The 13,948-nt window shown below is 66.8% G+C and carries 14 protein-coding genes and 1 pseudogene; 3 read left to right on the top strand and 12 right to left on the bottom strand.

The window, feature by feature from the left end; translation table 11 throughout:
- Positions 1-186: 186 nt before the first annotated feature.
- Positions 187-1,272: a wax ester/triacylglycerol synthase family O-acyltransferase gene (locus tag ACRDU5_RS15930; protein ID WP_526615591.1), complete on the top strand. Its 1,086-nt coding sequence runs from the start codon at positions 187-189 to the stop codon at positions 1,270-1,272.
- A 3-nt stretch (positions 1,273-1,275) separates the two neighbouring features.
- On the opposite strand, the gene ACRDU5_RS15925 is transcribed toward ACRDU5_RS15930, so the two are convergent.
- Genes ACRDU5_RS15925 through ACRDU5_RS15910 form a run of 4 tightly spaced genes read right to left on the bottom strand, consistent with a single transcriptional unit; the run spans position 1,276 to position 6,207 of the window.
- Positions 1,276-2,289 carry an NAD(P)/FAD-dependent oxidoreductase gene (locus ACRDU5_RS15925; RefSeq protein ID WP_526615589.1) on the bottom strand — a complete coding sequence of 338 codons (1,014 nt, stop codon included), beginning with the start codon at positions 2,287-2,289 and terminating at the stop codon, positions 1,276-1,278.
- Positions 2,286-2,789 carry an isoprenylcysteine carboxyl methyltransferase family protein gene (locus ACRDU5_RS15920; RefSeq protein WP_526615588.1) on the bottom strand — a complete coding sequence of 168 codons (504 nt, stop codon included), beginning with the start codon at positions 2,787-2,789 and terminating at the stop codon, positions 2,286-2,288. Before ACRDU5_RS15920 ends, ACRDU5_RS15925 begins: the two co-directional genes overlap by 4 nt.
- 10 nt (positions 2,790-2,799) lie before the next feature.
- Positions 2,800-3,870: a type III polyketide synthase gene (locus ACRDU5_RS15915; protein WP_526615587.1), complete on the bottom strand. Its 1,071-nt coding sequence runs from the start codon at positions 3,868-3,870 to the stop codon at positions 2,800-2,802.
- A 3-nt stretch (positions 3,871-3,873) separates the two neighbouring features.
- Complete coding sequence (locus ACRDU5_RS15910) at positions 3,874-6,207, bottom strand: MMPL family transporter (protein WP_526615594.1); 2,334 nt, start codon at positions 6,205-6,207, stop codon at positions 3,874-3,876.
- Between the two features lie 199 nt (positions 6,208-6,406).
- Between ACRDU5_RS15910 and ACRDU5_RS15905 the strand changes: the two genes are divergently transcribed.
- Positions 6,407-6,856, top strand: a complete 450-nt coding sequence (locus ACRDU5_RS15905; RefSeq protein WP_526615586.1) for a cyclic nucleotide-binding domain-containing protein — start codon at positions 6,407-6,409, stop codon at positions 6,854-6,856.
- 37 nt (positions 6,857-6,893) lie between these two features.
- Here the strand turns inward: ACRDU5_RS15905 and ACRDU5_RS15900 are convergent, their stop codons facing one another.
- The 5 genes from ACRDU5_RS15900 to ACRDU5_RS15880 all read right to left on the bottom strand — a co-directional run bounded on the left by ACRDU5_RS15900 (position 6,894) and on the right by ACRDU5_RS15880 (position 11,127).
- Positions 6,894-8,420, bottom strand: a complete 1,527-nt coding sequence (locus tag ACRDU5_RS15900) for a serine hydrolase domain-containing protein (protein ID WP_526615585.1) — start codon at positions 8,418-8,420, stop codon at positions 6,894-6,896.
- Positions 8,421-8,468: 48 nt separating this feature from the next.
- Complete coding sequence (locus ACRDU5_RS15895) at positions 8,469-8,861, bottom strand: lipoprotein LpqH (RefSeq protein ID WP_526615584.1); 393 nt, start codon at positions 8,859-8,861, stop codon at positions 8,469-8,471.
- Between the two features lie 122 nt (positions 8,862-8,983).
- Positions 8,984-9,286, bottom strand: coding sequence for a hypothetical protein (locus ACRDU5_RS15890; protein ID WP_526615583.1), 303 nt, complete (start codon positions 9,284-9,286; stop codon positions 8,984-8,986).
- Positions 9,286-9,669, bottom strand: a complete 384-nt coding sequence (locus ACRDU5_RS15885) for a DUF6152 family protein (RefSeq protein ID WP_526615582.1) — start codon at positions 9,667-9,669, stop codon at positions 9,286-9,288. Before ACRDU5_RS15885 ends, ACRDU5_RS15890 begins: the two co-directional genes overlap by 1 nt.
- 363 nt (positions 9,670-10,032) lie before the next feature.
- The gene (locus ACRDU5_RS15880) at positions 10,033-11,127 is read right to left on the bottom strand and encodes a Zn-dependent alcohol dehydrogenase (RefSeq protein ID WP_526615580.1); all 1,095 of its coding nucleotides are present in this window, start codon (positions 11,125-11,127) and stop codon (positions 10,033-10,035) included.
- A gap of 50 nt (positions 11,128-11,177) precedes the next feature.
- On the opposite strand from ACRDU5_RS15880, the gene ACRDU5_RS15875 reads away from it, so the two are divergent.
- Positions 11,178-12,647: an aldehyde dehydrogenase family protein gene (locus ACRDU5_RS15875; RefSeq protein ID WP_526615579.1), complete on the top strand. Its 1,470-nt coding sequence runs from the start codon at positions 11,178-11,180 to the stop codon at positions 12,645-12,647.
- Positions 12,648-12,656: 9 nt separating this feature from the next.
- On the opposite strand, the gene ACRDU5_RS15870 is transcribed toward ACRDU5_RS15875, so the two are convergent.
- From ACRDU5_RS15870 to ACRDU5_RS15860, 3 genes and pseudogenes are all read right to left on the bottom strand, one after another.
- Entirely contained in the window at positions 12,657-13,136 is a 480-nt protein-coding gene (locus tag ACRDU5_RS15870; RefSeq protein ID WP_526615577.1) for a hypothetical protein, read from the bottom strand.
- A gap of 7 nt (positions 13,137-13,143) precedes the next feature.
- Complete coding sequence (locus tag ACRDU5_RS15865) at positions 13,144-13,392, bottom strand: hypothetical protein (protein WP_526615592.1); 249 nt, start codon at positions 13,390-13,392, stop codon at positions 13,144-13,146.
- A gap of 398 nt (positions 13,393-13,790) precedes the next feature.
- A pseudogene (locus ACRDU5_RS15860) lies at positions 13,791-13,948 on the bottom strand (1,3-beta-glucanase); the annotation flags it as partial.

Genomic DNA, 13,948 nt, shown 5'->3' with positions numbered 1-13,948 from the left:
CCTGTCACACGATGGCGACCGTGTTCGGTTGTAGAACGTGATAGCGCATGTGATATCGCCGCGAGCGGCGTCACCGCAACTGCGGCCTCTCGACGTTTGCAGAGCCAGTCGAATCTGATGGGCGCGTTTGACGTTCGTGTCAGTCGGGGTACGCGGAGTTGATGGAACGGCTAAGCGGGCTCGACGATGGCGTCGGTTTCGCTGGACCGAAGTAAGCCGCTGTGGGAGATGTGGGTGGTTGAGGAGGCCGCCGACACGGATGCGCACGAGGACGGCGCGCTCGCGATGATGATCAAGGTGCACCACTCCGCGGTGGACGGCGTCACGGCCGCGAACCTGATCTCCAAGCTGTGCAGCCCGGAGCCCGACTCTCCGCCTCCCGACCCGGTGGACGGGCCCGGCGACGCCACGGAGTTCGAAATTGCCGCGGGGGGACTGGTGAGGTTCCTGACCCGGCCCTTGCAGTTGGCCAAAGTGGTGCCCGCGGCCGTCTCGACGATCGTCGACACCGTGAGCCGTGCGCGCAGCGGAGGGGCGATGGCCGCACCGTTTGCCGCTCCCGCGACGCAGTTCAATGCGGAAGTCACCGCCGAACGCACCATTGCGCTGGCGCAGATGGACTTCGAGGACGTCTTACGGGTGAAGAACCGGTTCGATGTCAAGGTCAACGACGTCGTGTTGGCGCTGTGCGCCGGTGCGCTCCGCGAGTTCCTGCGTGATCGGGGCGAACTGCCGGACAAACCGCTGGTGGCGGTGGTGCCGATGTCGGTGCACGGCAGATCAGACCGGCCGGGCCGCAATCACGTGTCGGGGATGTTCTGCAACCTCCAAACCCACATCGAGGATCCGGGCGAACGGCTGCAGGCCATCGCCGAAGCGAATTCACGTGCAAAGGAACACAGTCGAGCGATCAATCCGACGCTGGTGCTCGACGTGACCCAAATCGCCGTTCGGGCGGTATTCGGCGCAATATTGGGCGTGCTGGCCCACACGCCGCTCAGTCACACGCCGGTCCACAACGTGATCATCTCGAATGTGGCCGGACCGCAACACAAGCTGTACGGCCTGGGCGCCGAAATCAAAGCGCTGTATCCGCTCGGCCCGATCTTTCACGGTTCGGGACTGAACATCACGGTGATGTCGCTCAGCGGCAAGCTCAATGTGGGCATCATTTCGTGCCGACGGCTGGTGGACGACCTGTGGGATCTGGCCGATCGCTTCGAGACGGAACTCGACGAACTGCTTAGCTGTCGATCGCGGCCACTCGTCTGAGCGCTATTCGGCGAGCATGTTGACGGCGCTGGTGAAGACACCGGGAAAGACGTTGGCGGCAGGCACAATCCGCGAGCGCAGCGATGACGCGCTGGCCTGCAGCACCCCCGCGGTGAGTACTCGGTAGCGGCGCGACATCCGGCGCCACTGCCGGTCATAGTCGCCAACGCGACCGGCGGCGACGCAGTTCACCAGCAGTTCGGCCGCGCTGAACGCGATCCCGAGGCCTTCGCCCGTCAGCGCGTCGACGTATCCCGCCGCGTCACCGACCAACAGCACCCGCCCCGCTGTCCGGCTGCGCACTCGCTGCCGCAGCGGGCCGGCGGCGCGATCGGGGCCGTGCCCGTGGCCGTCGACCCGAGCCTTCAGCGCGGGGAACGCCTCGAGATGCTCGCTGAATCCGCCCCGGTGCGTGGTGAGGATCGCGACGCCGACGCAGTCCTCGGCCACCGGGGTGACGTACGCCTCGGCGTCACCGGACCAGTACACCTCCACGCAGTCGGTCCACGGCGTCATCACATGATGACGCCGGATGCCCCACCTGCGCGGGCCCGCCGAGGAACGGGCCAAACCGAGCGCGGCGCGGATCGGCGAGTGCAGCCCGTCGGCGGCGGCCAGGTAGCGGGCGCGAAAGTCGCCGCAGCGCACCGCCGTCGCGTCCTGGCTCAGCGGGCCAACCTCGCCATGCTCGATCCGCACCCCGGCCGCCGTCGCCGCGTCCAAAAGGCTTGCATGCAAACATGTTCGGCGCACACCGCGCCCGGGCCCGGAGCGGACTCGGCCGGTAACCCGGCGCTGACCGTCGAGGTAGGTGATGCCGTGGAACGGCATGCCCGGCGGGTCGGCGCCGAGGACTTTCAGCTGCCGCAGCGCATGGGGCATCAGCCCCTCGCCGCAGGCCTTGTCGACGGGTCCGTGCCGCCGTTCCACCACGACGACCTCGAGTCCGGCCCGCGCGGCGTGGATCGCGGTGGCCAGACCGGCCGGCCCGCCGCCCGCCACCAGCAGGTCGATCACCGCAGCCTCGCCAGCGCAGCGTTCTCGACCTTGATGCGCGTCCGGAGTACCAACGCGTTGAGCACGGTGAACACCAGCGCGGTGATCCACGCGCTGTGCACGAGCGGCAGCGCCACCCCTTCGACGACGACCGCCACGTAATTCGGGTGCGACATGATCCGGTACGGCCCGCGGGTCACCCGCGCCGCGCCGGGGATGACGACGACGCGGGTGTTCCACTGGTGGCCCAGGGTGGCGATGCACCACCAACGCAGCCCCTGGGCGGCCAGCACCACCGCCAGCATCGGCCAGCCCAGCGCGGGCAGGAAGGGGCGGTACAGACTCTCCACCAGGCAACCCGCCAGCAGGCCGACATGCAAAACCACCAACGCCGGGTAGTGTTGCGCGCCGAACTCGGCGCCGCCGCGGGCCCGGCTCCAGGCCAGGTTGCGTTGGGAGACAACGAGTTCCGCGACGCGTTCGACCGCAACCGCGGCGATCAACAACCAATACCAGACCATGGAACCGGATTCAGTCCCAGCGCAGCAGAACCAGCTCCGCGCAGAATCCCGGGCCCATCGCCATCAGCAGCCCCGGGGTGCCGCTCGGTGGGGGCTTGTCGCGCGCGTCGCGCAACACGTGCAGCACCGACGCCGACGACAGGTTGCCGATCTCGCTCAGCGAGCGCCATGACAACTCCAGCGCATCGTCGTCGAGGCTCAGGGCGGCATTCATCGCTTCGAGGACCTTCGGGCCGCCCGGGTGCGACACCCACGAACCGATGTCGTCGATCGTCAGGTCGTGGTCGGCCAGGAAGCCGGTGACGTCGTCGGCGAGATACTGCTCGATGAGGTCCGGCAGATCGGGAGAGAGCACCAGATGGAAGCCCGCAGCGTCAACGTGCCAACCCATCGTGTCCAGCGAGTCGGGGTATTGCCGGCTGCGTGACCCCAGCACCGCCGGCCCGCTCGCCCCGATCCGCTCGGCGCGACGCTCGCCGACCGAGACGACGGCGGCTGCGCCGTCACCGAACAGCGCGCTTCCCACCAGCGTGGCCATCGTCGGCTGGGCCGCCGAATAGGTCAGCGAACACAGCTCGACAGACACCAGCGCGGCGACGTCGTCGGGGGCGCCGCGCAGATAATCGTGCAGCCGCGCCACGCCCGCCGCGCCGGCCACGCAGCCCAGGCCGAAGATCGGCACGCGTCGCACGTCGGGCCGCAGACCCAGCCGCCCGGCGATGCGGGCGTCCAACGACGGCACCGCCACACCGGTCACCGTGGTCGTGACGATCAGGTCGACGTCGCTTGGGCGCAGCCCCGCCTCGTCAAGCGCACCCGTTAACGCCTCGCACCCCAACTCGACGGCGTGTTCGATGAAAAGGTCGTTGGCTTTCCCGAAGTCGCCGAGCGTCAGGAGCTCCTCAAACGGCACGATGCAGTACCGGTTCTTGACCTTCGAACTCGCGTGCAGGGCGCGCATGACCTCTTCGTGTCCGGCGAACGGCGGAGCCGCGACGAGCGTCTCGGTGATCTCGTCCTGGGTGTAGCGGTGGGCCGGTAACGCTCCGTGGACACCGGCGATGACGCTGGAAGGGCTCACGTTCTAGACACGAGGGCCACGGCCGGTCGGTTCAACGGTCACGCCGCTCGGTTCGGTCGTGGGCTGCGGCGCCGGGGTGTGGCCGTCGTTGAGCCCGAGGCGGCGGTGCAGCGCGGCCATCCAGCCGGGTGCCCACCAGTTCGATTGGCCCATGACGTGCATAAACGCGGGTACCAGGACCATCCGCACCAGCGTCGCGTCGACGAGGACGGCCAGCGTCAGGCCCACGCCGAATAGCCGCAGGACCGACACGTCGGCGAAGATCAGCGCGGCGAAGGAGATCGACATGATGAGCGCGGCGGCGGTGATGATCCGTCCGGTGCGGGCGATGCCGAGGGCCACGCTCTGGTCGATGTCGGCCCGCGTCCTGCCCGACGCCAGCCAGAACTCCCGGATCCGGGAGACCAGGAACACCTCGTAGTCCATCGACAAGCCGAACGCGATGCAGAACAGCAGCACCGGAATGTTGGCGACCAACGTCCCGGTCGATGTGGTGCCGAGCGCCCCGAGGTGGCCGTCCTGGAAGATCCACACCATCGCACCGAACGCGGCGGTCAGCGACAGGATGCTGAGCACCAACCCTTGCAGCGGTACGACGACGCTCCCGGTCAGCAGGAAAAGCAGCACGAACATGATGACGGCGATCAGCCCGAGGACCAACGGAAGCCGTGTCGTGATGGCGTCGACGCTGTCGCGGTTGATCTGGGCGGTGCCGGTCATGTCGACCTGGCGGCCGGCGGGACCGGGCACCGCGTGCAGGCGGTCGAGTTGGGCTTCCGACCGCTCGGAGAACAACGGAGCGGTGCTGTCGACGGTGAGGAAGGCGCTGCCGGCGGCCTGGCCGGCGGGAGCAGACGGTGGTCCGACGGGGCGGCCGGCAACGAACGTGCCGGTCGGGGCGGACACCGCCGAGACATCGGGCACCGCAGACAGATCGGCGGCGTACCTGTCGATGTCGCCGGCGCTCACGCCGGCGGCGTCGGGAAGCACGACGGTCACTGCGGTGTCGGTGTTGGCGGCGAAGTCGCGCCGCAATTGGTCGCCGACTTGGTGCGCGGAAGCGGAACTCGGCAGCACCCGGTCGTCGGGGAATCCCCACCGCACACCGAGGAAGGGCGCGCCGAGCAGAAGCAGCAGCGCGACGCCGGCGAGTCCGAGCGGAATCGCCCTGTGCATAACGCACCTCGCGGAGCGGTACCAGAATTGACGCTCGACGGGCTTGGGTTGCGGGTCCGGGCCGCCGTGGGGGCACTCCCCCCGCAAGCGGTGGGCCCACCCGCTTGCGGGGGACACGCGGCGGGCGAGCCGGCGGACGTCGAGCGAATCCAGGCGGTCGCCGAGCAGAACAAGGGCGGCGGGTGTCACCACGATTGCCGCGGCGGCGGCGAAGGCGACGGTGGCGACGCCGGCGTAGGCGAACGACTTGAGGAAGTGCATGGGGAACAGCACCAACACCGCCATCGACAGCGCGACCGTCGTGGCGGAGAACACCACGGTGCGGCCCGCGGTGATCATCATTCGGGTGAGGGCCTCGTCGCGGCCCGCGCCGTCGGCCAGCTCTTCGCGGAACCGGCTGATCATCAGCAGGGTGTAGTCGATGGCCAGCGCCAGACCCATGGCGGCGGTGAGGTTGAGCGCGAAGATCGACACGTCGGTGGCGAAGGAGATGAGGCGCAGGACCGCGAGGCCGCCCAGAATCGCCATGAGGCCGGCCGCGACCGGAAGGGCAGCGGCCAGCAGGCCCCCGAACACCCAGACCAGCACGAGGAAGCTCAGCGGGATGGCGAACGACTCCATCAGCAGCAGGTCGTGCTGCGACTGGTTGGTGATCTGGATGTTGACCATCGCGGCGCCGCCCGATTGGACGGTGACACCGTCGCGGTCCTGCGCCACCTGGTCGGACAGTTCCTTGGCGTACTTCTGCTGGTCGGCCTCATCGCCGACGATGCCCGCGACGATCAGGCCGGCGGTGCGGTCCTTGCTGATCAGGTCGGCGGCCGCCGGTGGCGGAGCGGTCCAAGGCGAGCTCACGTCCGCGACATGGGGGGAGCGCTGCAGCTGGTCGACGATGTCGACGCCTGCCGCTTTGGCCCGCTGGCTGTCGACGCCGTCGGGGGAGGAGACCACGATGAGCAGCTGCACGTCGCCCTGACGGAACTTGTCGGTCAACATCTCGGTGGCCCGGGACGACTCGGAGGTCGGGTCTTGGAAACCGCTGGCAGACAGGTGCTTGGCGACGGGGAGTCCGAAGATGCCCAGCCCGACCGTCAACAGCGCCGCGACGATGATGACGGCGCGTGGCGCGGCGATGGCCAGTCGAGCAATTCGGTGCAGCAGGTTCGGTCCTCCGCTCGGTGCGCTGGTCACGACAAGGGTGGAAACTTCGGCGGTCTCCATAAATTATTCACGTCGTGGTAAGGGGAAACGTTCAACGTGGTCCGGCGCGGAATCGCAATCCGGTGCGCGTTCCAAGGTGCAAGCCACGGCCGTTCGCTAGGCTCCCGATACCAGTCACGTTGCGAATCGGGGAACCACCATGAACAGGCATGAGACCACTGAGGCGAGGAAAGCCCGTGAGAAGGAATATGAAGAGGTTGCCGGCCGGCTACGGGAGTTCCCCGCATTCGAGAAGTTCTCCGACGACGACCTAACGCGCATCGCCCGAGCAACACATCGAACCTCGACGTCCGGGCCGTGGCCGCTGATTCGTGAGCAGACGGTGTCGGACGCCTGCTACATCCTGCTGAGCGGGGAGGCAGGTGTGTACGTCGGCCCGGACCGCATCGCCGTGGTGGGGGCGGGTGAGGTGATCGGCGAATCCGCGCTTCACCGCGGAAAGCTGCGTAATGCGACTGTGACGACGACGGGGAGGGCCGAGGTGCTGCATATCGCGCGCGATGATCTAGACCGCTTGATCGGTGAGGTACCTGCCCTGCGTGAAACCATGGACGCGACCGTGGCGCGGCACGTAAAGGAAGCGCAATAGCGCGTCTCGCGGCAGCTGTCGAGATCCACCGCCCTGCTCATGTGTAAAGGCCCAAGGCCTGGGCTGCCGTCGTAGCCACTTCGCCACGCAGATTCGAGATCGGTGGACTGCCTCGCGTATGGATTGAGTTCGAGAGCAGAACTACGTAGGTGTCTGAGCCTGGGTCCATCCAAAGCGTAGTTCCGGTAAAGCCTGTGTGGCCAAAGCTACCGATGGGAAAGATCATGCCTCGCGGCTGGGAATCGGCCGTATCGATATCCCAGCCAAAGCCGCGCAGGTTTAGTCCCTTAATGGCCGGATAATTCGGAGCAAGCAGCGGATCTGTTGTGTTTGGTGTCCTTGCGATGGCTTCTCGGGCGGCATCGTTCGCCGCTTCGAGTTGTTCAGCTGTATGTCCGGGCTGCTGAGGAGTCGTCATCAACTCCAAAGTCGCTTGCTTCAGCGGAAACGTGCTCGGGCGACCCGCAAGCCGATCAAGCAGGGCCTGCGCATAGATGCTGACATCGCGCGCCGTCGAGAACACACCGGCATGCCCGGCCACTCCGCCCATGCGGCGCGACGTCGTGTCCTGCACAGTGCCCCGAAGCAGGTGATCAAGGTTGGGATTCTTGCTCGGGTCGGCTCTGCTCTCCTCGTCACGTGCTGTCGGCGCGATACGTGACAGGAGACTGGTGCTCCATGTACCTGCAGGACAAGCCACTCGCCCCGCTGGCCCGGGAGCCCAGGCGATCGCCGCCCCTCTCATCTCGTGCGGACCGCATGCTTTGGCTGGGGGGAGATAGCGGGTGTCTTCCATGCCCAGCGGTGCGAATACGTCTCGCTGAACGTAAACGTCTTCTGGCTCGCCTGTGATTCTTTCGATTAGCGCGCCGAGCAGAATGAAGTTGATGTCGGAGTAGCTGAAGACCTCACCGGGACCCGACTGCAGCGGCGTGGTGAGCGCACGATGAATGCCTTCTGTTTTATCGGCTCGGTCCAGTCCCCACGGATCTTTGAGTTCTACGTCGCCCGGTTCGCCCGAAGTGTGCGTAAGCAACATGCGAACCGTCACCCTTGCGCGCTGTGGGTCGCCCGCCGTGTTGAAGTCAGGCAGATACTTCTGCACGGGATCGTCGAATTGAACCGTGCCTTGTTCATATAGCTGCATTAGGGCGGTCGCCGTTGCGAGGGGCTTCGTCAACGACGCCACGTCGAAGATGGTGTCTTCGGTCATCGGCTCGGCAAGCGCAGCCGATCCGTTTAGCCCCGGCTCGCCCGCATGCTTTCGCGAGCCATAAGCCTGGTGGAAGGCGACCTTGCCAGCGTGCCCGATCTCAACGACAGCGCCCGGTAGTTCATTTGCCGCAATCGCATCGTTGATCAGTTTGGAGACTGCTGTGAAGTCAGGTGTTGGAGCCGCCTCCGGCCCCTGCGTTGGGGTGGGATCCGCAGCTGGCGCGTGCGTCGTCTGCTCCCTGTCGCTTACTGCTGTGTGCGCTGCCTCGCCGCGGGAGCAAGCCGTAGCGAAGGTAAGCAAGGCCGTTCCAACAACAATGGTCGCTGTCAGTGCACCGCGACTGCCCACACGACCATCGTGTCACTCGGGGTCAGCGCACGCGCCCGACTCGAAGGATCAGCACGGCACCTCGATCTTGAAGGGCATGTCCTTGGTCTGGCCCGGGTTGGCCGAGTCGGAACCGGCGGCGGTGCCGGTGATCGTGTAGGTGCCCCCGCGGGAAGAGGCCTCGGCGTCGCCGGCATCGCCTCCGACGAAGGCGTTGCGGCCGTCGACGTTTTGGATGTTGACCGTCTCGACGATCGGCTTCTCACCCCCCAGTTGCAGCAGAGCCTCGGCGCGTCCGGGGTCAGCGTTCGCCTCGATCGTCAACGACCATTCGTTCTGGGTGCACGAGACGGTCTGTGTATCTCGCGTAATGTCGCCGATCTCGATTTGACCAGATTGCTCGGACGGTTCGCTCGGTTCCGGTGCCGCCAAACCGCATCCCGCGGTGACGGCGACTGCCACCAGCGCTGGGGCTACACCAATCCACCGGGTCTGCACTCAACACCTCCGTCCTGCAATCAGATACCCAAAACGGGGGCGCCACATACCTCGTGGCCAATTCGCCGCTTTGCGGTGGCAGCGCATCACCAGCACCCGATGATCCGCCCCGCACACACCGCCGTCAGCCAGCTGACCAGTGACACGCCGCCCATGAGCCCCAGTCGCCGCACTTCGGAGCCGGACAACTCACGGGTTGTGTGGGCCCGCCACGCCGCCGTAAAACGCAGCACGACGGCGTTGAGGAGCCCCAGTCCGATTGGCGAGAACTTCACCAGCGGAACAGGGTTGTGCTCATACTCGAGAGCGTTGGCGGCCAAGAGGCAGACACCACTGGCTGCGGCGAACGCGAAGCCCGCCATCGCCACCGGGGTGGCCGGATTACGCATCAATTGCGTTCGGGGTAGACGTTGAACATCGTGTACTTCCACATGAGGCGTTCGGCCTTGACTTCGAGTGTCTCCTCGTCGAGATGCCGGTGACCGCTTGCGGTCACCGTTGCGCCAACGGGAATGGCGTCTTCCGTCAGGCCGGCGCGGGCAGTGCGCGTCGACGGGGCCAGCACCACGTCCCACAGCTCGTCATAGACTCTGATCTGCGCGGTGGCATGCGGCCCCGCAAGGCTGACAGGCGTCTCGAGCGTGCCTGTGACTTCGAATTGCTCGTCCTGATATTCGCTCCAACCGTGGTGAGCGCTGACCGGCGCCGCCATCGCCACGGCCATGAGGAAGATGGCGGCGAGGATGGTGACCCAATTGGAGTACTTCCGCATATTCGGACCTCCTAGCGACAAAGTCGTTCAACTGCCCAGTGCACGCCGCCGTTGTCGCTGTGATAGGTGGGCAATGGCGGGTGTGAAACGGGCTAGTCGCAACTCACCTCACGTTGCAACCGCTATCCATGTTGTGGCAGTGCCCGCCTCCGTTGCAGGTGCCGCAGTTGCAGCCGCACGCAACATGTGACTTCGCCTGTGCCCGCGGTGGCTGCTGAATGACGACATCGATGTCTCGGTCTCGATGTGGGCGGTCGCGTCGTCCCATGTCAACTCCCTAGAACGCCCTGATTTGATGTCCTGACGGTAGTCCGGACGCGGGCCCGATATGTGGAATCACGGTAAGCGGGCGGCACCGCGCGGCTACGTGTCGCCGGATTCGAAGCAGACCACGCTGCGCGCCCCGCGGCCGGCGGCCATGTCGGCGAACGCCGCCTCCACGTCGTCGATACCGATTCGCCGCGTCACGAGCGCCTCGAGGTCGAGCCGACCGGCTAGGGCGTGCTCGGCGAGCACCGGGATGTCGCGCGCCGGGTCGGTCGCGCCGTACACGCTGCCGCGCATGGTCTTGCCGTCGGCCATCAGCGACAGCGCCGGGAATGTCACCGTCTCCTCGATGCCGCCGGCACCGACTACCGTCACCGCGCCACCGCGGCGGGTGGCGTCGTAGGCCGCGCGGATCGTGGCCGGGCTGCCCACCACCTCGATCCCGTGATCCACCCCGACGCCGCCGGTGAGGTCGCGCACGGCGGTGACGACGTCGACCTCACCCGCGTCCACCGTGTCCGTCGCACCGTTCGCCGTCGCGGCCGGAAGCTGCGCGGCGACCCGATCGGCGGCGATGATCCGGTCGGCGCCCGCCAGCCGAGCCCCTTGGATCGCGGCCAAACCCACGCCGCCACAACCGATCACGAGCACGCTCTCGCCCGGCTGCACCGACGCGGTGCGCATCACCGCGCCGACGCCCGTGCTGACGGCGCACCCCAGCAGTGCGGCAAGGTCGAGCGGCAGCGACTCGTCGATCGCCACGACCGCTGCCGCCGGCACCAAGGTCTGCTCGGCCAGCGTCCCGGCACCCATCGATGGCCACACCGAACCGTCGGTGCTGTCGGCGTACGGCACCCCAAAGGCATGGTCGAGACCGTGCGGGCACAGCTGCGCATCGCCGCGCAGGCAATCGGCGCACGATCGGCACGGCACATTCCACGTGAGCACGACGTGGTCACCCGGGCGGACCGCGGCGACGTCGGCGCCCACCTCGGTGACGATCCCGGCGCCCTCGTGACCGAGCGTGCACGGCAGCAGCGCCGGCATCAGACCGTCGCGCACCGACAGATCGGTGTGGCAGACGCCGCTGGCGACCAGCCGCACCGCCACCTCGTGGCCCGCGACCGGCCGTAGCGCGAGTTCCTCCACCGCGGTCGGCTGTCCGACCTCGCGCAGCACAATTGCTCTCATAGCGACTTACGATGGGCAGGCGACCGCACCGGGTCAAGAGGAGGCACGTCATGACCACTTCGACGACGCAGGCAGTGCTGACGATCGGCGGCGAGCCGCAACCCGGCGCGGCGGGGAGCTATCCCGTGCACAACCCGGCCCGGCCGGCCGAGATCGTCGGCGATGCCCCCGCTGCCGACCTTGACCAGCTCGACGCGGCGGTGACGGCGGCGCGAAACGCGACGCTCGGGTGGCGCGCGCTCGACGTCGCCGAGCGGGTCGCCAAGGTCACGGCGGCGGCGACGACGGCTGGCGAGCAGCTGAAAGAGCTCGACGGCACGCGGCTGTTTACCAGCGAGCACGGCAAGGTGCTCGCCGAGGCAGGCTTCGAGATCGACACCGCACCGATGGTTGCGATGGTGCTCGGGTCGATGGCGGAGGCGGCGCTCGCACCCGAGCAGATCGATCCGCAGGCGCCCTATCCACGGCTGCACCGGGAGCCCTACGGCGTTGCGGCCCTTGTCATCCCGTTCAACTGGCCGCTCGCGGTGATGATGACGAAGTTGACGTCTGCGCTGACGGCCGGAAACACCGCCGTCGTCAAGCTGCCCCCGTCGGTTCCGCTCGCGGCGTTGCAGTTCGGCGCGTCCTTCGCCGCAGCGCTGCCGCCGGGCGTGGTGAACATCCTCTCGGCCCCCGGCGTCGAGCTCGCCCAGGCGCTGGTCACCCACCCGGGCATCGACCTCATCTCGCTGACCGGTGGCCCCGCGACCGGCCGCGCCGTGATGGCCGCCGCAGCCCCGCGGCTCACCCCGCTGTTGCTCGAACTCGGCGGAAACGACGCGGCGATCATCGCGCCCGACATCACGATCAGCGACCAGCTGGTCGAGCGGCTGGTGACGGCGACGTACACCACCGGCGGCCAGGTCTGCATGGCGATCAAGCGGCTCTACGCGCCGCAAGACCTTGTCGACGAGCTATCCGAGGCGGTGCTCGCGCGCTGCGAGCGGGAGGTCGTCGGCGACGGCCTGGCCGACGAGGTCACCCTGGGCCCGCTGCACACCGCCGCCGGACGCGACCGGGTTGACACGCTTGTCAAAGATGCTGCGGCACAGGGGGCGACGGTCCGCACCGCAGGAAAGATCCGCGAGGCCGACGCCGACGCCGGCGGACACTTCGTGCTCCCGACCGTCGTCACCGACTTGGCTCGTGATTCCGCGCTGGCACGCGAGGAGCAATTCGGCCCGGTGCTGCCGATCCTCGGCTACGACGTGATCGACGACGCGGTCGCCGCCGCGAACGACACCGAGTTCGGCCTCACGGCGTCGGTCTGGACCGGTGACGATGCCCTCGCCGACAAGGTGACAGGGCAGCTCATCGCGGGCACGGTCAGCGTCAACTGCCACGGCATGGCGGCCCAGGACCCGCGGGTTCCCTTCGGCGGCGTCGGACAGTCGGGCCTCGGCCGCGAGCTCGGCGCCGACGGAATCCGGGCCTTCACCCAGCCTCGAGGTTACGTCCGCCAGCCGGCGCCGCAATAGCGGATGGAGTTACCGACCAATATCGACAACGCCTGAATGGGTGCGCGGCCGGCCAGGCTTTCGCTTCCAGTTTTTAGCGAATTTCCGCACTGCGGTCGCATCCCACACCGCACCACCACGCAACTCCGCTAACGGCAACGGAAACGCCGCCATCGACCGCAACTTGTGCACACGCTGGCGCGACACCCCCAACTCGTCGGCGATCTCCGCTGCAGACATCAACTCAGGCATCGTCGGCTCTTCGGCCCGATGGTAGTACTCAGCCTCGGTGATTGTGTCAATCCCGACCGGCGTCCGAGCGAGCCGCTCAACCACCGCGTCATAAGCCACGCACGTGGCCTTCAACGGATCGCCCGCGTTCAAGTACAGATGCAGTGTCACCTGACCTTGCCGAGGTCGCGCGGTGGACGCGTCAAAGTCCTGCAGCAGCTCGGCCCACTCGATCATCGTCTCAGGCGTCACCTCGTCGTCGGGCACGGCAATGGTCACCGTCCAATCAGTCATGACTCCTCCTGCTGGTCGTCTTGGTCCTGTCGCGCTTCGCGCGCTGCTCTTTCTTGCTCGGCGGTGGAATCGGCAGACCAGCCGCTTTGAGATCGGTCTTCAAGTCCTTCATCCGCCGGAACGAGTTGCTCGGCGTGGCCGGGTAGTAGGCCGTGTGGTTTCCGTCCGGGTTATAGAAGTGGGTGTAACGCTTGGCGTCGTCTTTGACTGTCCATCCCTGCGACTTTGCCCACTTGGCGATCTTCTTGACCCCCCCGGTTCATCTTGCTCTTTCTATTGCGATCTGTCAATAAATAGGTGGAATGGGTTTCACCGCAAACAGTTCTGCGATTAAGTGGGCGTTTCCTTGGATGTTGACACCAACTCCATGACCCGCAAGGTAACCGTTCGGGGTGACAGGAATGTCGTCCGGCAGCGTGCGCCGCAATGCGAGGGGCTGATTTTCAGCGACGCGGCGTCAGGGATGCGGTTCCGTTCAAACGTGATGTCGCATGCGATACCACGTTTGCGCTCGCCCACGACAGACTCGGGCGCGAGAAGTCACCCAGCCGCCAGCTCAGCCTCGCTTCAACGGATACTTGCTGTTTTTGCATAAATAGCATTGACAGCCGCCGAGAACCGACGACGGAACGACCCGCCTTACCAGACGCGAACCCAGTCGACGAGCATCTGCGCGGGATAAGTCCCCGGACCGGGATCGCCGCCACCGGAACCGGCAACCGCAAGATTCAAGATCGGAAACAGCCGATATCCGGGGTCGTTGAACGGCCAATCCGTCAAGGAACCCGCCGGAACAT

Source organism: Mycobacterium sp. (assembly GCF_050701515.1).
Taxonomy (GTDB): domain Bacteria; phylum Actinomycetota; class Actinomycetes; order Mycobacteriales; family Mycobacteriaceae; genus Mycobacterium.
Note: the sequence above shows the minus strand (reverse complement) of the source record. Positions and strands in the feature narration are given on the sequence as shown.

Bases quoted from the DNA above. Each gene is read 5' to 3' on its own strand.
- ACRDU5_RS15890 (WP_526615583.1), bottom strand. From the start codon at position 9,286: ATGCGTAATCCGGCCACCCCGGTGGCGATGGCGGGCTTCGCGTTCGCC.
- ACRDU5_RS15930 (WP_526615591.1), top strand. From the start codon at position 187: ATGGCGTCGGTTTCGCTGGACCGAAGTAAGCCGCTGTGGGAGATGTGG.
- ACRDU5_RS15905 (WP_526615586.1), top strand. From the start codon at position 6,407: ATGAACAGGCATGAGACCACTGAGGCGAGGAAAGCCCGTGAGAAGGAA.
- ACRDU5_RS15885 (WP_526615582.1), bottom strand. From the start codon at position 9,669: ATGCGGAAGTACTCCAATTGGGTCACCATCCTCGCCGCCATCTTCCTC.
- ACRDU5_RS15880 (WP_526615580.1), bottom strand. From the start codon at position 11,127: ATGAGAGCAATTGTGCTGCGCGAGGTCGGACAGCCGACCGCGGTGGAG.
- ACRDU5_RS15920 (WP_526615588.1), bottom strand. From the start codon at position 2,789: ATGGTCTGGTATTGGTTGTTGATCGCCGCGGTTGCGGTCGAACGCGTC.
- ACRDU5_RS15875 (WP_526615579.1), top strand. From the start codon at position 11,178: ATGACCACTTCGACGACGCAGGCAGTGCTGACGATCGGCGGCGAGCCG.